The sequence below is a fragment of the Flavobacterium sp. WG21 genome (assembly GCF_000335775.1).
Taxonomy (GTDB): Bacteria; Bacteroidota; Bacteroidia; order Flavobacteriales; family Flavobacteriaceae; genus Flavobacterium; species Flavobacterium tructae.
This window is the reverse complement of sequence record NZ_AMYW01000010.1, coordinates 48987-69943: the sequence shown is the minus strand read 5'-3', so window position 1 is coordinate 69943 and position 20957 is coordinate 48987. Positions and strand designations below refer to the sequence as shown.

The window sequence follows — 20957 nt, the reverse complement described above, 5'->3', positions numbered from 1 at the left end:
TAGGCACAATTTTACCACAGACAACTACACAGACGAATGACACATTTTCCAGTAACAAATTCCAACCTTTCCCCGACACACCTAGGACTGTTCGTACAGGAAAAATATTCATTAAGTAAGGGCACCAAATGTCAATTAATAAAAGCTGGCATTAATGACACATATTTGATAAGCGACAACTTAGACAAATTTGTATTCAGAGTTTATAGTTTAAAGTGGCGAACAAAATTAGAAATTGGCGAAGAAATTAAATTGCTAAATGAACTAAAACAAAATTCCATTTCAATTTCCTACCCGTTATCAGACAACAAAAACAATTATATACAAATATTATCCGCTCCAGAAGGCGACAGATTTGCAGTGCTTTTTACATTTGCAAGTGGTGAAAAACTACACATAATTACAGAAGAAACACATTTTGAAATTGGACAACTTATGGCTAGAATTCATAAGATAACCAATCATAAGAAGTTAAACCGTATAGATTACTCCCCCGAAGTAATTCTTATTGATTCATTAAAAAAAGTATCATCATTTTTGACTAATGATACAGAAGAAATGAACTTTATGAAATTAGCTCAAACATATTTATTAAAGGAATTTGAAAATGCAGACATTTCTCAAATTCGACAAGGAGTTGTTCATCTTGACATTTGGTTTGACAATCTAAACATCACAAATGATAATAAAGTAACAATTTTCGACTTTGACTTCTGTGGAAACGGCTGGCTCTGCTTAGATATTGCTTACTATATTTTACAGCTTCACAACGTTGAGAAGTATGAGGCAAAAGATTATCAACCTAAAGTTGACAGTTTTATTAAAGGGTATGAATCTGTAATGTCAATAAATACAGAAGAAAAGCGACTTATTCCAATGCTTGGGGTAAGCTTATATTTTTTCTATTTAGGTGTTCAATGCCAGCGATACGACAATTGGTCTAACTCCTTTTTGAGCGAGAACTATTTAAAAAGATTTATCAATGGGCTTGTTAAAAGATACTATGACATTTATAAACTTGGAGAATAATAAAAACTGTGCTAACAGCTACTACAACGGATTTAGGTAATTGGCTTAATGGAATGATGGTTATGTATTGGGATAATTTGGCAAATCCGAAGAGTGGACTTAATTTAGTCCCAAACCCGATGTCTTACTAAGACGTTATCCATAATCCCTCTCTAGATAGCCTGACGAGATTCGAACCAATTTTCCTTGAAAACACTGATAGTTTGTATTCTTTTTTAAATTAAATAAAATTTTTCGAACAATAAAAAAAGCCTGAGAATCTACGTTCTCGGGCTTTTTTTATTTTTAGTAGCGGGAACGGGACTCGAACCTGGTAGCAAAATAAAATAACTAAAATAAAAACAGAGTAATATAGTTTTGAACCTAATTTCTCCAGTCCTTGATTTTGCTAGATTTTTATTATTAGAAAATATAATGTGCCACGATTTTGCTACAAAAATCGGACTTCTGGACTTTAATGCAGCATCTTGTATTTTGCAAAATTAAAGGTTCATTCGTATTTTGATACCACAAAGAAAATTTAAATCTTAGGAGTAAGAATTTATATCAGATAGCGGCCCTTGCTAAATAAAGCTAATACTTCGGCTTTATTGTCTGGGCAGACATTATCAGTATGTATTAGATTTGAATAGCTTTGTTAGGTTATCAACTAGTCATAACCTAATATCATTTGTAAAGATTCTATTATATCGTGAAAATTATTTGGTTTTTCTAAAAAAGCAAGACTTTTAAATTTTTTTGTAAGTACTGTAATGGTATTGTCTGAATGTCCTGAATACAAAATTAAAGGAATCTTTTTTAAGCCTTTTATTGCGTGTAGCAGTTTTAGAAATTCTTGTCCATCGAGATAGGGCATGTGGAAATCCAAAAATATAATATCCGGTAATTTTTTCGCTGAATTAAGATTTTTGAAAGCCTGCAAAGCATTGTTTTCTATGGTAAATTTAATGGAGCTGTCAATGGTCTTAATTGCCATTGTAAAGATTTCTGCGTAGTCCGAATTGCTATCTATTAGTAAAAGATGTTTGTAACCCATTTCACGAAAATACAATCAGTGTAAAAATGCATTCCTATATAATTTTCATTTGAAGTTACAGAATTTCCATATTGTCAATTATGAGCTTTACGCATTTTAGAGTTAATTTGGTAGTTATAACTTTAGTTTTTGAAATTCTACAATTGAAAATATGTAAAATTACAAATACGACGAACTGGGTAACCTCATACACAAAAGCACAAGAAACATTAATGAGGAATTAAAATTCGAAGAACCAACCAACTGGATCGACAAATTGGCAGGCAACAAAAGCGAAGAAAACAGATTACAGCAGATACATAAGCAATGGCAGAACGGAGATACTACCTATAATTGGCTGGTCAATGGCATGCTCGAGAGCATTACCAACCCCGATGGGAAGAAAGTACATTTTGAGTACGATGCCCTGGGTCGACGCACCGCAAAAATTGCAAACGAAAAAATAAATCGTTATGTTTGGGATGGAAACGTTCTAATTCACGAATGGAAGTACGACCTGAATGAAAGACCTAAACTCATCATTGACGATGATGATTTTGTGCATGACAAGCCGGAACCCGTTGAGAATTTAATTACCTGGGTCTACGAAGGCGGTTCTTTTGTACCAAGCGCTAAAATGTTCTCTATCATCAACGATTATATTGGCCGTCCTGTACAGGCTTATAGTGAAACTGGCAAATTAGTCTGGGAAACGGATTATAATATTTATGGAGACTTACTTAATTTAAAAGGTAATCGAAGTTTTGTTCCTTTTAGACAGTTAGGACAATATGAGGATATCGAGACGGGGTTATACTATAATAGGTTTAGGTATTATTCAAATGAAATTGGAAGATATATAAGTCAGGATTCAATAGGGTTACATGGAAATAACCTCAATTTTTATGCATATGTCCACAAGAGTAACTGCTGAGTTGATATATTTGGTTTACTTGAAATAATTAGGAAAATGTCTGAAATGGAAGCAAATTTTTAAAAAGACAAAAAGGGTAACTGGAAAAAAGTTAAATCTATTAAATGTAAGTAATTCATGTATATAAATGAAGCTTTGAATTTCAATATTTTGAGGTTCTCGGGTAAAAAAGAAACATTAGAGAACAAACGATGGAAGTTATCAAATTTTCAAGATGGGAATTGTGTATACTCTTTAGGATTATTTTTTAAGAAACTTGATTTTGAAGAAATTTTATATTTGCTAAAAAATGAGACTTTGTCTAAAAAAATAGAATTAAATAATTTTGATCCGAGTGTTTTTGAAGATGTTTTTTCTATTATGGAAGTACTTTTACGAATTTTTAAATTTAGGGATTCATCTTATATAAATGATCGATTAAAGAATTTTTGTTTTATTCAAATTTTATTGAATAATTTAAAAAAAAGTACTGTAGAAAAAAATGATTTGCATTTTGAAAAGATATTGTTTTTTTAATCCTTGCTCTGAAGAATTCGTTGATCGTAATCAATTGAGAAATGGAATATATTTAAATAATAAAAAACAAATTGACTTTTTGGGGTATTTTGAAAACTTATTTGAAAGTATATTTAAACTAAAGAGTGAAAAGAGAGCTTATAGACGAATAACGAAAGACGATATAGATTTGCTGTATAAAATTTTAAAAGAGCTCATTGGTTCTGTTTTTGAAAAACAACTTTGTGAATTCCCCATAGAATATTTAAAATATGATAATATTTTTAAAAGTAGAGAGCGTACTTATGAAACTTTATTAAAATCTATAGATTATTTTTCACTAGTTCATAACCAATCAAATAGTAAAATAGCATCACTTTATTATCAATCAAGTGAACCTTTAGAGATAGTAAATTTTGCTGCAAGAAATTCCAAACTTAAGTTTAAAAGTGAATATATTATAGATTCTTATATCTATAAGTTTTCAGATAAACCAGATGAATTGAAAAATTTCTTGTTTTTTTTAAAAGGTTGCGATTTACAGAAATACTTTAAATTCTCAGTTATAATTTTTAGCCATCCTTTTATAACCAATAATTTAGAATCAAAAAAGAGTTTAGTTAATTCAAGTCTTATTGAAATATTGCCAGAGAATAGTTATGCATACCGAAAATTTGTAAAATACAAAGAACTATTTCAATAATAATATTGAACAGAATTATCGTTTTATCAAGTGGCAAATACAAAATGGATCAGGCTTTAAAAGCTTTGAATCGGCAAATTGAAATATAGAGTCAATTTAGATTATCCCGAGATTATTCTAATTGAACAAAAAGATTGGGAATAATAGAAGAGTAATCAGTTTACAGATAAAACTTTAAAACCAAAAATAAAAGTCTAGGTGCTGTAAATGTTGCAATGTGTTATTCTTATCAGACAATTCAGAATTTAGAGTATATTTGATATGTCATAGAACATAAACGGATGAATTTTTCACAATGGAAAAAGTGATACAATTAAAGGTGAGAAAAGATTTGGATGCCCAACTGCAGCACACCATTATTAAACTCAAAGGAAGACTGATTTCAAAAGGGTATACTGAAATAATTCATATTTTGGATCAGGACGAGGACTTTCATATCAATACGTTTGAAACCGAACTGGAGAAACGAAATGAAGTAAGACAGTACATTGCCGCTTTTATAGAGCAGGAAAACCTAGCCGAAGCCATTACCATTAAGTAAATCCAACTTCCAAGTGTATTTACTAACCGAGCCCGCCGGCTGTTAAGCCGGCGGGCTTTTGGGTATTATTCGAGCACAAAAAAAAGCCGATACATTATCGGCTTTGGTTTATAATCGCTTTTTTTCTTTTTTCATGCGCTCCCTGATTTGATAGAGGTTTTGATTCAATAAACGCAGGATTTGGGAATGATATCCGGAGGGTTCATTCTTCATACCCCTGCACTGGAGCACCTCCATTCGACTGAGTGATATTTCAATGGTTTCGACAGACTTCTCAGTGACCTTAGCGGAAAGAATAAGGGAATCTTTTCTATCATAGTATTCATTGGTAAAAAGACAATGTCCTAAATCGTCGCCCTCCTGCATGAAATCCTTAACGTTTTTGATTACGGAGATGCTAAGTTCCTTTTCCTTGAAAAGAAGCCCGAAAAAGCGTTTTTTATCATTTGAGTATTTTTTCTGCGCCTTTTCGATTTCAAGGCGCAGGTCTTGAAGTTTTTTCTTTCTGAGCAGTTCTCTTTTTCTGCGAAGCAAAAGATCGTGCGCTTCATTAAGGCTAGTAGGGCAGGCGTGCAGGGGATTACCCAAGTCTTTTTTGAAATACTGCAATAATTCGATACAATCTTCCCAAATAGTAATATCACTTATTAAATAGCCGTTTTTGATAACTGTTTTAACTGCCTGCCAATTGCGTTTGATGTTTTGGCGCGATGCGCCGAGATAATACTGCAAAAGTGAAAACTGTTTGGCTTTTAAGAGGGTTTCAGCGATGGAATCCTTTAAAAGAGCAGTAAAGAGAATTTGGGGCGCTATGGCATGCACCGAAGTCTTAAATCCGTTTCTTTTCAGAATTGGGAGTACTTTTATATTTGGATATACTTTGTAGGGATTGATGCGGTATTTGGCGTTGTGGCTAAAATCTTTCGGGCGGATTTCGAGCGGGGAATAAAATTTCCAAGCATCGCAGGCATGTGCAAATACGTTGACACTCATTGAGAGCGTACGGACTTCCCCCTCAGGGCTGATCCAATGTTGCATGACCTCGTTGTGAGAGTAGGTGGGCGTGAAATTCTTTTTCATGTGCTTTTGGGAGCAGATGATGCGGATCACCTGAAATCCTCCATAGGTCTGCAATACAGCGGAGTATTCTAATTCTTTGAAATGCACCTGATTATAAGATTGCATTTTAAGTTTTTCTTTACAGGTGGAGCAGGCTGTAAATTTAGAGCAGGTGTTCGGGTCTGTGGGTTTCCAAATGTGGGCGCACTCCAAACAATAGAATTTGGAGCGTGACAAAACGCCCCATTTCAAAAATATGTTTTTTTCAGCCCATACGTAAACTTCGGGTTTTATTTTGGGCAGAGAAGCGCTTAAAGCGGTCAACTGTTTCTCAAGGTTGGTTTTGGGTATCATAGGTCAAAGAGTGTTAAGGTGGTCTGCACGGGTTTTACATTTTGTTTTGTGACTAGAGGAGCAGGAACTGCAGACTGCATAGGGATGGCGGGGATTTCAGGCTGTGAGAACAGATCTGTTTCTGCGGGCTTGTCAACGACTGCTTTACAGGTAATAGGAGCAGGTGTGCTGATGCTGTCATCGGTGTAGTATTTTACCGCCATGTTGTAGATTTCCTGATTGTCAAAGGCACAAAAGGCTGTTTTTTTGACCTCTGCGAAAATGTAGTGCAGACAGCTTTCTATATTTTTAGATGCTTTGGCGAGGTTTGGCGCAAAGACAGCATCGCTTTGCGCCAAAGTGCTGAGATAGTTTTCTATAGCGGATTTGAATTGTTCTGAAGCTTTCATAAGAAGTGATTTAAGATTGAAGACGATTATTCAAATACTCTAGAGTAGAGGTCAAAGCAGTATTCTTCGAAACATAGCCAACACATAAAAGTGTAATGCGGGTTTTGGAAACGGTTCCCGATCGGCTCTCCAATGGCTTCTTCGAGTTCTGAGCGGATGCTCTCCAGGTCGTCGATAAATTCGATGTAAAAGGCTTTGCAGTCGGCATGATAAATGAACTCGGAAATCATCCCACTGATACAGCCACCTTTCTGCAAATCAAGCAGAAACTCTTTGAGTTGAGCTTTAGGTTTTCCAATGTAAGAAGTTATATTTCTGTGGATTATCTCATTAAAAATATCGCAGACACGATACTGAGAGTACGCGGATTGTTTAAAGGCTTTCATGATGTTTTATTTAGGCGTGTAAAAAAATTAAAGGCGTAAAAAGATTTAAAAAGGCAGGTCATCGGGATTTTCATCCAGAGACTGTTTAGGGGCGGGAGTGGGCTTTGCATTTTCGCTCCCCACAAATACCAGTATCTTAATATCTGAGGTATGAAAGGTCAGGCTTCCAAGGGCTTTGCCCTCACTGTTCTGATAGACATTTAGACCAATGCGCCCAAAGAGCTGTACGAGCGTGCCTTTTTTGAGCCACTGCGCGAGTCCTGAGCTGAGCCAATAGGAGCAGTCAATGTAGGTTACTATTTTTTTGACTTCGGTACTTCCTTTAGATTTATAGCTGTCATTGACTGCTATAGAGAAGTTTACTACTTCGCGGTTTTCTTTTACTTTGAAAACTGTGGCATCTTTTACGATTCTTCCTGTGATTTCCATGACATAAATTTTTAAATGAATAGTTGTTTGAAATCCTCTTCCCCCGTAATCCGAAACGCAAATTTTTCAAAAGAAAAAACGGGAAAAAAGAAAGCAAAGAATCAGTGTCCGGATACCGAGCCGGAGTGCTATAAGTCCCGAAGGGCGGCCCGGGGCCGTTATGCGCATGCAGGAGAGGGCGGGCACTACTTTGGCTGCCCTTTTAATCCGTTTTGTATTGGAAAACAGTTCTCTTTTTTTGTGTTTTTGAGATTCCGCATGAGAATAGCTATCTTAGCGGTGAAGAAGAAAATAACAGCAGCAGCAGCACCCAAAAAATATGGGACCAGACCAGTATATCAGACTCTCACAGCTCAACGACCAGATCCAGGACACGATCAATTCCCGCTTCAAGGGACAGACGTACTGGGTAGTGGCTGATATCACTAATCATTCCTTCAAGGCAGACAAAAAGATCCATTACTTTGAATTGGTGGAAAAATCAGAGACAAGCAGTGTGATCACAGCCAAGATACTGGGTAAGAGTTGGGGAGCAGGTGCGCTGAGAATTCTTGATTTTGAAATCACAACCGGGCAGCGTTTCACTAACAACCTGCATGTGTTGGTGCAGGTGAGTGTGGACTATCATCCGCTCTACGGACTTTCGGTAAACCTTCTGGATATTGACAGTAATTTTATGCTCGGCATTCTCGAGCAACAGCGCAATGCGACGCTTGCCAGACTGGTAAAAGAGAATGATTTTATACACAAAGAGGGCGAGGGGTACTCCACACTGAACAGCCGTCTTAAACTTCCTGCGGTAATCCAAAGGATTGCAGTCATCTCTTCAAGCAGTTCTGCCGGAAATGAGGATTTCAGACATACGATGCAACACAATGATTTTGGATATGTTTTCCAGATCGATGACTACCATACTATTGTTCAGGGCGACAATAATGCCAAATTGTTCCTTAGCAAGCTCATAGAGGTCTACAATACAGGTATTGCTTATGATGTCATTGTCATTACAAGAGGAGGCGGATCGCAGTCTGACTTCCTGATTTTTGACAATTACAATATCGGTAGGGCTGTCGCCAAATTCCCCATCCCAGTAATAACCGGAATCGGGCACCAGAAAAACGTAAGCATTACTGATCTTATGGCGCATACCCACACTAAAACCCCGACCAAGGCGGCGGAGTTCATCATAGCGCACAACCGCAGTTTTGAGCAGCATATACTTGATCTGCAAAGGAGAATAGCCATCAAATCACAGCAGCTTTTTCTGAGGCATTACAAAGAACTCAGTGAGCTTAAAAGCCTGGTCACCCATAATGCAAGGGAACTGATTGCCGTGCAGAAAGAAGAACTGATCCTGAAAAAGCAGTATATTTCCCAGGAAAGCCGAAACATACTGGCAAAAGAAAAGCAGATTCTTCTGCTGACTGCCCAAAAAACAATACAGCGGCCGCAGAGTATCATCCAGCAGCATAACAGCGATCTGCAGCATTTAAAAGCAAACCTGAAAATCTTCACCAATCAATACCTGCGCAGCCGCAAACTTGAATTGGAGGATTACCAGAAAACCATAAAACTGCTCTCCCCACAGCATGTGCTGAGCAGAGGATATGCCGTGATACGGAAAAACAACAAAATTGTAAACGGAGCAGAGAACATACAAGAAGGAGAGGAAATAGAAATACTATTAAAAGATGCTGTACTGAAAAGTACGGTCAATGAAAAAAGAGATTATGATGGAAAAGACACTCACTTATGAGGCCGCAGCCAAAGAGCTTGCCTTAATTGCAAAAGAAATGGAAGACGAGACCATCACTGTGGATGAGCTTGCGGCAAAAGTAAAAAGGGCATCTGAACTCATTGAGTTCTGCCAGGCAAAACTTAAATCCACTGAAGCAGAAGTAGCTAAGATCATCAGCGGAATGGAGAATCCAAAAGGATAAAATCAGCGCAAGTATACAAAAATTGCGTATTTATTCTGTGATCGTATATAGTTTCGAACCTAAAGCCATTAAGTCTTGATTTTGCTGAGTTTCTATTTTTCAAAAACTCCATGCGCCACGATTCTGCCACAAAACTTAGACTGGTGAAATATCTTTAAAAACCGCCTTAACTTTTTGTAGCAAAAAGGTATCACTTTCATTTTGTTAATTTTTAGATATTGCCGTACACAGATTATCTGCTGTTTTTTATTTACATCGCCGGCTTATTTTAGTTTGTGCAGGAAATAGCAGAGGTTGTTTTGGGCCTCCTTTTTCGGTTTCGCAAGTCCTTCGTATACTTTGTACAGAGCATTGGCTCCTGTTATCATAAACGGATAGTAATCTGTTGTTGTAAGCATGGTGGCGATGTCTAAGGATGTCGTGAAAATATCGGAACCAGAAAGGCTGAACTTAAATCTCATCTTCGCCTCAATCTCCTTAATTGACGCTTCGTATTTTTTCTCCAGTTCTTTTGAAAATTCTTCAATATGTTTTTCATCATTTATCTGCTGCAAGTGTAATACATCATCCTTTAACTGTTTGCGGAAATTCTCAAAAATCTCGTCGAAAAATTTTCTGACTTCCATTACCTTGTCAAAAGACGTAGAAGCAAGGGAGGGGAGTTTTAATTTGGTAAGGACTTGTAGTGCTTTTGCATCGGTCGTATTTGTTGGTGATTTAATTATGGAGTTTAAAAAAGCAAATTCAAATTCTGTGTCCGCAGATACGATGGCTCCAAACTTTATTCTGAACTCATTTTTTCTAAGAAGTATAAGATAACGGTCTCTTATAGATTTTATTATTTCTTCTTCTTTCCATGTTTGATAAAGAGAAACAGAAGGTATCCCGTCAGTCAAGAGAGCGGGAAGAAAAAGGTCGGATCCGTCATTTTCAAAAGAAATAGCTAGTTTTTTACAGGGTTCGACCAAATCCACTACTTTTTGATTATCATCTACCGTTCGTACTTTTATATTTTTCAGGAACCACTCGTAGATTTCAGGAAACTCTTGAGGGAAGCTTAAGTCAGGTATATTAACGAAGTGCAGCAGCTCATTTGTAGGCTCTTTTGACAGGGGATAAAACTTAATGTACCCCACATTTGCATTTACTCCTGGAAGCAGTCCTTTCATGTATTGGACCGTATCCCATAATTGTTCTTTTGCTTGCAATTCAGAGATCCTATGATAACCTCTGTACTCTCTTTCCAAGTTTATCAAGTCGAAATTTTTATACGATTTTGAATATAAGGGATCATCTATCACAAAACGGTTTAAGAAAAGTGATTTCTGAAATATCTCATCATGATCCGGAAGCTTTTGCAGAATTCGGAAATCAGAAATCTCCACAGAATCTTCATTGTCTGAAATACATTCTTTGTCCAAACCGCTTCTGTTGGAATTTAAATAGGTTCTGTAACTGTCCAGCTCCTTCTCAATATCCGGGAGCGGTTGCTTTAAAAAGTATTCTTTATTGTTTGTTGTCAGGAAACTGTCGGATAAAAAATTGAATGCGGTGTTCGACATATGCTGTAATTAGTGTATTTAGGAATGGTTATTAAAGGTTTTAGTTAATTTGTATATGTGTCCGACGTTTTTTAAAGGATCATCATCGAATATCTGATTTTTGGACAGTTTTGAAATAGCTTATGATCTTTTTATTGTGATAAAGCTCTTTATTTCTCTCCCAATACCCATATGCTTCTTGAACTGACCGTGTCGGGATGCCGGCATCAAAGTTGGGTTGTCCCGGAATTCTGTAAGGAAGCGGCTTTACATGTTTGGTTCTGGTTACTTCATCGATAAAGAAAGTATTGGTCTGGACAGCTTCCTCTAAATGCTGATCCGCCAGCTTCAAATTATCCTTCAGGATATTTATTGCAACTATGCCAAATTTAAATTCTATCGTAAAATCGTCTGGATATTGATTTAATAGATTTTCAGCCTGTTTGTAATCTTTTAATGCAAATAAGGTCTCCAGCAGGAGATATCTGATACCCTGATGATCTTCGGGATTCAAAGCTAGATTTAACCTGTAGATTTCAACAGCTTCGGAATATTTTGTATGATACTGAAGCTCAACTCCCCAATTTTGACATGCCCTTAAAAAAGGTCTGTTATCAGACATAGGCCATATCAGTTGGTCTTTTTTTAGGTTAAATGCTTTTGGCAGGCATCCGATCCCCACATTAAATGCCTTCTCAGCAGTCAGAAGACTTTCAAAGGTTTTTTCCTGACTACGATATGCAATACTGAGATGAACATAAGCATCGATATAATAAGGATGATCTAAAACCAGTTTTTTCAGCATTTTTTCCGCAATCAGATCACTATCGTCCAGAAATTCGACAGCTTCCCAAAATATATCACTGACTCTTTCATCAATAATGGACAGGGGATATACAAATTCCCAGGTATTGCCATACTGTTTCTGTACTATTGGCTTTTCAGATGTATTACTCATAGTTATGTGTTTTTTTATCTTGTTTTTTGTTTTTAAAAGACCGAATAGCTGCTATTGTTAAACTGGTACAATTTAAATAATTTCCAGTAGTGTAGTATTAAGTACATACAATCAATTACGATTGTTTAAACATTTCTTTGGGATAACCTAATAACCTCATTGTAAATTCTTGCGATTTTCTTTTGATGAAACTTAATTGATTACTTAATACAGTGATGCCGGATGCTCCTATTAACGTAAATACATAGCCATAATCATTAATTTTTTTAACAAATTCAGGAGAATAAACAGGAAGTTTTAGTAACCCATAAATAGCGAATGAAAAAAGACTTGCTTGTAATAACCAGGATAAGATTTTTGTTCTGCGAATGAAACTGTCATTAAATTTTTTAAGCAGATGTATTTCACTTCCTTCAGGCCCTTCTTTCAATTCAATAATTAGTTCATATGCCCTTAGCGCAGACAAGATTTGGAAATCATTTCTATTTTCAAACAATACCGTATTGTCCTTTATGCTTTTAAAGGTGTTGTTAAGAAGCTGGTTATTAATGAATGATTGATCATACAGGTTTAAATAAACTAAGACAACTTCCATTTGATTACTTGTACTGGAGTAATTTTTATTTAGAATATTTTCAAGCGTAATAGTTATAATGCTTCTGCTGCGTATGGAGAGAATATTTTTTATCCAGTTAGTATCAAAACCAAATTTTTGGATACCAATAATTAAAATTAAAATCAAATAATCATCATTTACAAAGGGAGTTGGTGAATCCTTACTGGGATTGCTCTTATTTTTTAACGAGTAAATCTGCTCAAAAGCGGTCTTGTTATTTGTTTGTATTGCTGCAATCATATTCACAAACTGCTTGTCGGAATCACTAACTTCTGAATTAAGATTCAAATCAACGGCAGAACCGCTTAAAAATTGGTCAAATGCGACAAGTTTCGCACTGCTTTTTATACTTTCCTTATAGGTGATTCTGTTGTCTATAGAAACCATTTTTTTCGTTTTAATCCATATTTTAGTGTATCGGGATCCCAGCCCTGAACGGTTCTCATTTTCCCCAAAAGTCTTGAAATCAGATTTGAATATTTCATTGTAGCCGGTTCTTCACCAGGCAGAAAACTTCTCCATGACAAATAAGTAAAGGAAAAAATCTGCTGTGTTATGTACGTCAAATCATAGAATAACATATCATTTATCTCCGCATTGTTATAGTTGCCCTGAGGAGTGAGAATTTTAATCTGGATTGGTTTACTCATTCCGTGCTTAGACGTTTTTAATTCGCTTGCGCCCAACATTTGAACAATGCAGGTTTCCGAATCAAGGAAAACGTTGCTTCCTCGCACCGGTATGTATTCGCCTTTTTTGACAGTTGATCCATAGGAACCAATTCCTGGCTGATTGATGTCAAATAAAGTGACCGGATGTATATTACCAATAGTAACAAAAGCAAATTTTATTCTGTATTGTGAAATATCTTTTATGAGCTGGGTAATCACATCAAATTCTGTATTTTTAATTGGCTTGAAGATGTGAAATATTAGGCGGACAGTCTCATCGTCATTCCAGCCTTGTTCAGATGAAAGCCTATGTATGGATTGTTTAAGACTTTTTAAGAGTTCATCAAAATAATTTTCATATGATACGTCTTTAACTTTATCTCCAAGGAGGTATTGTCCGTCACTGGAAAGAAATGTTGTAATTCCGACAACGCGGTTGGATTCTGATCCAGTATATTGATTTTTTCTAAGCCAGCTGTGACCGATACCGATTACCAGTTCGCGATCCACAGAACGCTGCGTCGGTAGGACCCAAGGAGTTCCTCCCAGTTTGGCATAAATTTGTAAAGCTATCGAGTTAAGGATATACTCATTGTAATTATTGATAATCCTGGTCGTAATAAATTGAATTGGTATCTCAAGAGCTAAAAGTTTTGCTTTTATTTGATAGTAGGGGTTGGTCTGATCACTATATTGTTTAAAATTTTCGGGTATTTCAATAATAGCTAAATGTGGTTTGCTATCGTCATCGTCAGTTATTGCTTTCAAGTACTGTTCTAAGGTATTGCTTTGGATTTCTTTAATATTAAACGATACACTATGCAGGTCGTACTTTTTTTGCAACCCTTTTTGGAAATACCTTGACTGTGGCAAGCCATCCTTTAGGTTAGATAGAAATTGCGTAAAATTTCCTCTAATTGTTTTGTTGCATACGCACAAAACATTGGGAGATTTGATATCAAAGATGTTACTGTCATAAGGACCGAAATTGTTAAGGCCATTATCAGGAAAGGTATTTGTTGTTTTTGTTGCGGCAGGATCAAAAATGAAAGTAGGTGGCTTGATTTCAATGCTGTTATAAACTGTTAATGGATTTGATTTAACTGTAAAACAGAAACCATCTTTGTTTTGAAATAGTAACGGGTTGCCATTCTCATTAAAAAGCGCTTTTGCTATACTGTTAATTTCATTATATAGCTTCTTTGTATCATAAATATCAGATCTTTTATTCTCTATGAGCCTTAATATTTCATCACTTTTTTCCTGAGAGATTGCAAATGCAAGATAATTTCCTATGCTACGTTTGGTTTTACGGATAAAAAGTTCGCCCAAATCATATTCTTTTTCGCCCTCATTGGTATTAATTTTTGCTTTTGTTCCACTTATAGAAAGAATCTCCCCTATGAAATCCTCGTTTGGTGCCAGGATATTAGTAAGTCCCGGTAAAGTTTCCGCGTGCAACACCTCAGAACCGATCAAGTTATAATTTTCGGAATGCAGTTCTGCACAGGTTTTATCAAAAATCCAATTGCGTTTAATGTTGATTAAAAATCCAAATTGCTTTTTGTTTTCTATTTCCGTTAGACGAAGCTGCACTTCGATTAGTTTTTTATAGCCTATACGGTTCTTCAAATTGTCCGGGAGGAAATCAAAGATGATATCGTCTCGTTGCTGTCCAGAGAAAAAACGGAACGGATAAAAATCAACAGGCGTGTGTTGCTGGAAGCGCTCCTTGAAAGTACGGAAGAACAAATGTTTAATGAGTGATGCTGTAATTTGGGAATTGCCAAGTATACTGCGTTCAGCTAAACTACCAATTGCAGTACCGGTATTGTCGTCTTTATTGGATATGTAAATTAGATCGCCGTTCCTAAAAAAAGAGTGTGTATTATTATGTAAAGCCCGTAATTCGCCAAGGCGCTCATGACTGTAGGGTTCAGCATTGAGCTGGTATTTTTCGAATTCAAATTCTATTGGAAAGTAATTTAACTGCATAAAGTGTGGTTAATTATTAATCTTCTAACAGCTTACTAGTGAGCAAAACGGCCATTTAGCTTGACGCAAATTAAGATTAATTTTGGTTATGTATAGATAAGTAAATTTTGTCAGTAATTTATATAATTTATTTGTAACAGCTTTAGTTTTTGCAAAGTTTTATTTGATCTTTTCCGTACTATATAAGTAGGTTTGTTCATATAGAGTTTATTGTGGCAATGGGCGGTCCCAGTGTCTGCTGTTATTTATGATATCTGCTTCTTCTGGAATGACAAGAAAATTTTTAGGCAGAGGGGTTATCGGTACTACATAGGAAGAGGCGACATCAACAGACTCATCAAATATCCATTCTTGATTACTTCTGGAATAAGACTGAAAAAAATGAGTAAAGAGCCAGCTTAATCTGGTTTTTTCTGGATTTATGCTTTCAATTGTTTTAACTATTTTTTTTAATCTTTCCCTTTCAACTGCTGGACCGTCAAAAGTTTCCATTCCAATATGAATAACAGCTTCATAGGGAAGCGTCAACTGTCTTAAAGCTTTGGCAAGCAGTCCGTCAAGATCGCGGGCTTTTCCGATATAGGCTTGAAGAGAATCACATGTACATTTAACTCCTGCGGCATTAGTAATCTGATGAATATACCGGTTATTCGCCAGACCTTCTCCCACATGATATCCTGTCGAATTGAGTGCTACCGTAAAACCTTCATAATCGATAGGTTTTTTTGCCAGCAATTCTAATAATTGTGGTGAATTGTACTTTACGTGATGTTTTAAAAGCTGCGCATTAATCATTTTCAGATCAAACGTTGATGCGATTATTTCAATTTTTTCGTTAGACAGCCTCCAGTTTTTTTCTTTTATTTTTGAATTTTCGAGTCTGAACAAATCGATCAGATAAGTTTCTGGCAGTGTTTTTAATTCTACATGAAAAGTAATTTCCAATAGGTAGTTGTGTGCTAAAACAAATGGTATGATATGGTGCACCATTTTTTGACGCAGTAAGGTTTCCTCATAAAAATAACCGCCTGATTTCTGCTGTCTCTTGCATTCCACCTGATAAGATTTGTCCTCTTTTCGGACTAAAAGATCAGGGGTTTTATCAGCCTCTTCTGGAAGGAATTCTACTTGGTAGCCATTCCTTTTCCAGGCAAGTGCAGCTAGAAATTCAAACAGGATCTGGTCTGCTTCAATTGGTCTTTTTTTTATGAGATCGCTGATTTTTTTTCTGAGTCCATCAAGGGAAGGAAGCAGATCAATGTCCATTCCGATACGTTTAAAAATAGGTACAATGCGTGCCCCCTGATAATATTCATACTTGTGGGGTTCATGTATTAAGCAGTGTACCAGATAAAGATACCAGCCTATTCTGTCTTTTTCAATTACTAGTAACAGTCCGTCCGATACGGGTTTTGAAAGAGGTGGAGAGTCAGAGTGGAAATTACTGAGATATTCTTCAATTGCCTGTTTTCTTTTGTGCCATTGGTCGGGTGTCATAAATGTCATAAAATAGTCAAAGGCAGCAATCACATCTTTGTCATCATATTCGGGAAAAATTAGTTCTGTTATTGGAATTCTCGTCGTCATAGTTGGTTTGAATTTTAATAGTTAAAAAGAAACTAAATCAAAGGAAATTTTTTGGAGGTATAGTAGACTCCAAAAGTAGCATTTGTGATTTTTTTTGAATCAGTAGAAATACGGGTTTTAGCGATCCAGCTTTAAACTGTATTATTTTAGTGCAAAACTGAAACGCTAATGAATGTTGTATACTGCTGATATATTTTTAAGTGATTCAGTAGTAAACTTATGACTAAATGCTATTAGGTTTTTACGGTTTTCCATAATTGGTAAACTTACTTCTGTTTTCACTCGAAACGGCTAAATAGGGTAGCTAAGGTAGCGTCAGCCGTCTGCGCATAAAGAACTCCAGTTTCCTTTCGTCCGCCCTTCGGGACTTATAGCACTCCGCATCTTTAACTGACGCTTGATTATTGCTTTAATTAATTAGTTAGCAGTTTGTTGTGTAGCACCGCTCAACTTCGTGCGACTGAAAATGTTGATTAATTATAGAAGCTGTTTAAATATATTTTTTTGGAGCTTTTCCCGCTATGCCTTCAATCTTTTGTGCCAAATATCGGCACAAAAGGATTTCCATTTTATGTTTCGGTTTTCACTTTTTCAATAATAATTTCAAAAGGTGTTGACAAAAAGGTGTAATACAGTTTTGAACCTAAACTAGATAGGCCGTGATTTTTCTGATTTTTTATTCTTCAAAAAACAATGTGTCACGATTTTGTCGCAAAACTTAAATTGGTGAAACATCTATAAAATACGCCTTAATTTTTTGTCTTAAAAAAATATGAATTCCAATTAAAATAATTAGCGTTTTACGATGACTTCTGATGGTATTCTCACAGGAGAAACATTTTTATTTTCTTTTAACCATTCGTAATACATATCTAGTTCTGATCTGCCGAGGTTTATAACATATTCAATACCGAATATGACTAGAACAAAATACATAACCTTAGATTCAAGATATGAGAACTCCATTTCGTGCAGTATCTCATAAGGTTCAGGATGATTAATATGGTCAGTAAATCTATCTTCTTCATTATAAATTCGTCTCTGATTGTATATCCAAAATTTTCCACGTCCATATCTGGCATAATTTCTTAAAGGATCTAACTCTTTTTTATTAATTATTTCATCAATCCATTGCTGTCCTTTTACATAGCTTACCAATAGCTCTAAGGCACACTTAGCTAGAAAACGTGACATTATAAGGTCATTAGGTTCAGGTTCATTATTCATCGGAATAATAAAACTGCCTGAACCATGTGACATAATACTTCTGGCTATTTCTTCGTTTTCAAATATTATTGATGTACTATTTTTGTCATGACTAATATGAATTTTAGCAACAGCTGGATTAAAAACAATAGCTTCACCTATTGGAATTTTATTTTTTTTGCTTTCAATGAAATTCCTGTTTCTAACATTTAAGAAGTAAGGTTTTTCCAGTAAAGGTTTTTCGATTTTTTTTGTCGAAATACTGGTTGCAATTATCACAGACTATTCCGACGAGCAGAATATGCTCCTTATTGCCAAGACTTTCAGGTATAATGTGTTCAACACTTTTGGAACCTTCAGATTTTTTTTTTGCAGAATAGACAAATCATAATTAGAACAGATCCAATGAATATTGAGTTTCAATCTTTGGATGAAATGTTCCAATGATCATAAAGGGATTTTTTGATGTATAGTGGTGTACTGCAGTAGTACCTAAAAAAAAGTACAAATCTTTAGTTTTTGCAAAATCTTCAAAATATTTATTTCTAACGTCTTGAATTGCTTTACTCTCATCTCCTTCATGTCTTGCCAGACAGTTCCAAAACAGCTGACCGGTTTCCCAATCCTCGATCATTAACCTGCTTTGTTTTCCAGCATCATCTTCAAAAATAAAAGAGAATTTATATGGAAGTTTTTGAACAACTTCGAAAGGATCTTCAGGATGCTCAAATAAATTTGTCTGATCACGATTTGCTTTTAGCTGCTCGATTTTTTTCTTATCCCAGTTCCTTTCCACCTCAACAGCTATAAAATCTAAAATTTTGGTTGGTTTAAAAACAGCCAATGACGTGCAAATTTCCTTATTGTGTGCACTCTTTATTAAGGTTTCTAGATTTGTGTATACATTTTTTAAAGCAATTTTTTTTCTTTCAGTCCAATAATTTTTGGTATCAAGTTTTCCAATGATTTTTATTTCGCTTTCGTGCGAATATGGCCTAAAACTCTCAGGTCTGAAATCACTTTTGTTTTTTACCAGATCGATCTCTACCCAGTCATACTTACTGTACTGTTCATTATATGCTTTTTGTCGAAATGGTATAGGATATATTCTTATCCATGAGCCATCTTCAAGAAATCCTGCAGTGCAAACCAATTCGTCATATTTACTAGAAATAGTGGGATAAGTTTTTGCCGCAATCAGAACTCTTGTTATAGCCATACTACAAATGTTTTATTTTGTAATCAAATGTAGGAAATTTTGAAATAGATTCAGCTAAAGGTTTTCTATGGCACTGACAAACATCAGCTTCGAAACACGTTAAAGCAATTCGGTCATACTTTTTGAGCAGTTTTATGATATTCTCCTGATATGAGACGGTTTCTGATAAAGTAGTTTTCTTATATCTCTCAAAGAGTTCGTCATAGTCTTGCTGGGTATTTAATTCCTGTCTTTGGTCTGAATTTATTCCTACCTCAGGAATATGAACATAATTAATGCCTAAACTTTCACAATATCTGGTTAATAAGGTTTTGCTGAAACCAAATTTCATACTAAGAGGATTTTTCCTGACATCCACCAATAGCTTAACATCATTGATTACTAACTTGTTTAAATAATGTTCAAGTGAAACACCTTCGTAACCTATCGTAAAAAGTACTGTCTCTTTACCTTGTTTTTTTTGGGCATTAACTTTATTTAACTGCTCCTTGTCTAAAATATTTTCAGCAATAAGGCTTCTGGTAGCATAATAGGGATAATTGATGTAGGTATGTTTGATAAGGGCATCATTACTCATTTTACCGTACAGTTTCACAACCTCATCCAATTTCTTTTTATCTTCCGGCTTAATTGATTTTATAAAATCAACAGTACCGTTTTTAATATATAAATTTTCATTTTCGTCAAGTATTCCTTTTTTGAGCATAGTGGTTAAATCAGCCTTGGCTGAATATGAATAGCAACCGTACTTATAAGGAATAAAGTCATATTCTGGTTTTAACTGCTTCTGGCTGAATAAAAAAAGCAATTTCTGGATTCGAATTTTTTCAAGTCCACCCCCTAACATCTGTATTAAAGCTAATATTATTTTTCTTCTGTAAAACATTCTGCAAATGTAAATAAATGAAATTCTAGCATCGACATTTCATAATTAAATTTTCATAATGCAAAAGGATATCATATTTTTGAAACTTATAAAACGAACTTAATTTTTTTACAAGTCTTTGTTTTCAGTGTCATTTGACCGATGGCAATTATAAATTGCTATTATGAAATTAAAAGATTTTAGTTATGAAGTGGATTTTTCAGAGTAAAGGAGAAATAAACATTATAATCAAAAGATTCATTTCGGCAAGCTGATTGCGAGGATCTTGCATCATATGATCGTTTTTATTTTTCAAAACACATATCCAGATTTCGAAGAAGAACGAGGTAGTGATGAATTTCCATAATGGAACAAAATCAGCTTTTTAAGTTAAAGAAAAGTCCATATAAACACCTGATTTTAATTTCAAATTCCTTATGTATAACTGTTTTACTCTTCCAAAGGTTTCTCTGATAAAGTTTCAGATTCTTTTTTTTCCATATCTCTAAGGATGCCTGGACGTAGCAATTCAGTCCATTTGTTCATGTTTGAATGAAGTCGCAGATTGGTCTCTATAGTACCTAAATCCATCCGTTTATTAGGATGGATTTGCAATTTTTCTAATGCTGGCATCAGCATATGAAATAAACCAGGATCACTAATATTGTTAGAAATTTTGAAATGTATTTCCTCTAGAGTAAGATAAATATTATGTTCAAACTCTAACCTATTATTTGGAGCTGGCATTCCGGTAAACTGCTTATTTTTCATCTTTGTTTATTTCTTTTCTTGATCCAAAGTTGGAAACCATATTGGCTGTTAATCTCGCACTTTCGTTAACAGTATTGAAGTCAATCCGACAATTAGGGAGTCTGCGCATTTTTTGCAGTCCATCAATACTTCTTTGGCTTTGAAGACTAAATTTTAATTTTCCTTCAGCCAGCATTTCATTTAAAAGATGAAAATGCCTTTCAAATTCTTTACGGGACGACAAAAATTCCTTATTAAATTTATCCTGCATTTTT

22 protein-coding genes are annotated in these 20957 nt (G+C 35.2%); 7 read left to right on the top strand and 15 right to left on the bottom strand.

The features are described from left to right. Nucleotides 1-36: 36 nt before the first annotated feature. Nucleotides 37-1029, top strand: coding sequence for a phosphotransferase (locus C245_RS0109885; RefSeq protein WP_017496436.1), 993 nt, complete (start codon nucleotides 37-39; stop codon nucleotides 1027-1029). A 649-nt stretch (nucleotides 1030-1678) separates the two neighbouring features. On the opposite strand, the gene C245_RS0109880 is transcribed toward C245_RS0109885, so the two are convergent. Beyond that, nucleotides 1679-2065: a response regulator gene (locus tag C245_RS0109880; RefSeq protein ID WP_017496435.1), complete on the bottom strand. Its 387-nt coding sequence runs from the start codon at nucleotides 2063-2065 to the stop codon at nucleotides 1679-1681. 256 nt (nucleotides 2066-2321) lie between these two features. Here C245_RS0109880 and C245_RS24715 point away from each other — a divergent pair, with 256 nt between their 5' ends. From C245_RS24715 to C245_RS0109860, 4 genes are all read left to right on the top strand, one after another. Next, entirely contained in the window at nucleotides 2322-2978 is a 657-nt protein-coding gene (locus C245_RS24715; RefSeq protein ID WP_017496434.1) for an RHS repeat domain-containing protein, read from the top strand. A 117-nt stretch (nucleotides 2979-3095) separates the two neighbouring features. Beyond that, entirely contained in the window at nucleotides 3096-3494 is a 399-nt protein-coding gene (locus C245_RS0109870; protein ID WP_017496433.1) for a hypothetical protein, read from the top strand. Further along, nucleotides 3472-4176: a hypothetical protein gene (locus C245_RS0109865; protein ID WP_017496432.1), complete on the top strand. Its 705-nt coding sequence runs from the start codon at nucleotides 3472-3474 to the stop codon at nucleotides 4174-4176. The genes C245_RS0109870 and C245_RS0109865 overlap by 23 nt, the downstream gene beginning before the upstream one ends. Nucleotides 4177-4471: 295 nt before the next feature. Then, a complete protein-coding gene (locus C245_RS0109860) occupies nucleotides 4472-4717 on the top strand; it encodes a hypothetical protein (RefSeq protein WP_017496431.1) in 246 nt (81 codons plus the stop codon). Nucleotides 4718-4825: 108 nt separating this feature from the next. On the opposite strand, the gene C245_RS0109855 is transcribed toward C245_RS0109860, so the two are convergent. Genes C245_RS0109855 through C245_RS0109840 form a run of 4 tightly spaced genes read right to left on the bottom strand, consistent with a single transcriptional unit; the run spans nucleotide 4826 to nucleotide 7334 of the window. Next, nucleotides 4826-6130, bottom strand: a complete 1305-nt coding sequence (locus tag C245_RS0109855; RefSeq protein ID WP_017496430.1) for a PcfJ domain-containing protein — start codon at nucleotides 6128-6130, stop codon at nucleotides 4826-4828. Continuing rightward, the gene (locus tag C245_RS0109850; RefSeq protein ID WP_017496429.1) at nucleotides 6127-6519 is read right to left on the bottom strand and encodes a Cas9 inhibitor AcrIIA9 family protein; all 393 of its coding nucleotides are present in this window, start codon (nucleotides 6517-6519) and stop codon (nucleotides 6127-6129) included. The genes C245_RS0109855 and C245_RS0109850 overlap by 4 nt, the downstream gene beginning before the upstream one ends. Before the next feature lie 26 nt (nucleotides 6520-6545). Then, the gene (locus tag C245_RS0109845; protein WP_017496428.1) at nucleotides 6546-6905 is read right to left on the bottom strand and encodes a hypothetical protein; all 360 of its coding nucleotides are present in this window, start codon (nucleotides 6903-6905) and stop codon (nucleotides 6546-6548) included. A gap of 45 nt (nucleotides 6906-6950) precedes the next feature. Beyond that, nucleotides 6951-7334: a single-stranded DNA-binding protein gene (locus C245_RS0109840; RefSeq protein ID WP_017496427.1), complete on the bottom strand. Its 384-nt coding sequence runs from the start codon at nucleotides 7332-7334 to the stop codon at nucleotides 6951-6953. A 319-nt stretch (nucleotides 7335-7653) separates the two neighbouring features. On the opposite strand from C245_RS0109840, the gene xseA reads away from it, so the two are divergent. Further along, entirely contained in the window at nucleotides 7654-9090 is a 1437-nt protein-coding gene (xseA, locus tag C245_RS0109835) for an exodeoxyribonuclease VII large subunit (RefSeq protein WP_026109979.1), read from the top strand. Then, nucleotides 9050-9274, top strand: coding sequence for an exodeoxyribonuclease VII small subunit (gene xseB, locus C245_RS0109830; protein WP_017496424.1), 225 nt, complete (start codon nucleotides 9050-9052; stop codon nucleotides 9272-9274). The genes xseA and xseB overlap by 41 nt, the downstream gene beginning before the upstream one ends. A 263-nt stretch (nucleotides 9275-9537) precedes the next feature. On the opposite strand, the gene C245_RS0109825 is transcribed toward xseB, so the two are convergent. From C245_RS0109825 to avs1c, 10 genes are all read right to left on the bottom strand, one after another. Continuing rightward, the gene (locus tag C245_RS0109825; RefSeq protein WP_017496423.1) at nucleotides 9538-10836 is read right to left on the bottom strand and encodes a hypothetical protein; all 1299 of its coding nucleotides are present in this window, start codon (nucleotides 10834-10836) and stop codon (nucleotides 9538-9540) included. A gap of 82 nt (nucleotides 10837-10918) precedes the next feature. Then, on the bottom strand, nucleotides 10919-11773 hold the full coding sequence (locus tag C245_RS0109820) for a tetratricopeptide repeat protein (protein ID WP_017496422.1): 855 nt from the start codon (nucleotides 11771-11773) through the stop codon (nucleotides 10919-10921). A gap of 115 nt (nucleotides 11774-11888) precedes the next feature. Further along, a complete protein-coding gene (locus tag C245_RS0109815) occupies nucleotides 11889-12776 on the bottom strand; it encodes a hypothetical protein (protein WP_017496421.1) in 888 nt (295 codons plus the stop codon). Then, nucleotides 12764-15055 carry a Piwi domain-containing protein gene (locus C245_RS0109810; RefSeq protein ID WP_017496420.1) on the bottom strand — a complete coding sequence of 764 codons (2292 nt, stop codon included), beginning with the start codon at nucleotides 15053-15055 and terminating at the stop codon, nucleotides 12764-12766. The genes C245_RS0109815 and C245_RS0109810 overlap by 13 nt, the downstream gene beginning before the upstream one ends. A 207-nt stretch (nucleotides 15056-15262) precedes the next feature. Continuing rightward, nucleotides 15263-16642, bottom strand: a complete 1380-nt coding sequence (locus C245_RS0109805) for a hypothetical protein (protein ID WP_017496419.1) — start codon at nucleotides 16640-16642, stop codon at nucleotides 15263-15265. Nucleotides 16643-17434: 792 nt separating this feature from the next. Beyond that, nucleotides 17435-18127 (bottom strand): hypothetical protein, encoded by a 693-nt coding sequence (locus C245_RS24570; protein WP_017496418.1) that lies wholly within the window; start codon nucleotides 18125-18127, stop codon nucleotides 17435-17437. Nucleotides 18128-18239: 112 nt separating this feature from the next. Continuing rightward, complete coding sequence (locus C245_RS0109795; protein ID WP_017496417.1) at nucleotides 18240-19067, bottom strand: hypothetical protein; 828 nt, start codon at nucleotides 19065-19067, stop codon at nucleotides 18240-18242. A 1-nt stretch (nucleotide 19068) separates the two neighbouring features. Continuing rightward, nucleotides 19069-19953 carry a DUF488 family protein gene (locus tag C245_RS0109790; RefSeq protein ID WP_017496416.1) on the bottom strand — a complete coding sequence of 295 codons (885 nt, stop codon included), beginning with the start codon at nucleotides 19951-19953 and terminating at the stop codon, nucleotides 19069-19071. A 429-nt stretch (nucleotides 19954-20382) separates the two neighbouring features. Beyond that, entirely contained in the window at nucleotides 20383-20703 is a 321-nt protein-coding gene (locus C245_RS0109785) for a hypothetical protein (protein WP_017496415.1), read from the bottom strand. Next, on the bottom strand, nucleotides 20693-20953 hold the full coding sequence (gene avs1c / locus C245_RS0109780) for an AVAST type 1 anti-phage system protein Avs1c (protein WP_017496414.1): 261 nt from the start codon (nucleotides 20951-20953) through the stop codon (nucleotides 20693-20695). Before avs1c ends, C245_RS0109785 begins: the two co-directional genes overlap by 11 nt. Nucleotides 20954-20957: the final 4 nt, after the last annotated feature.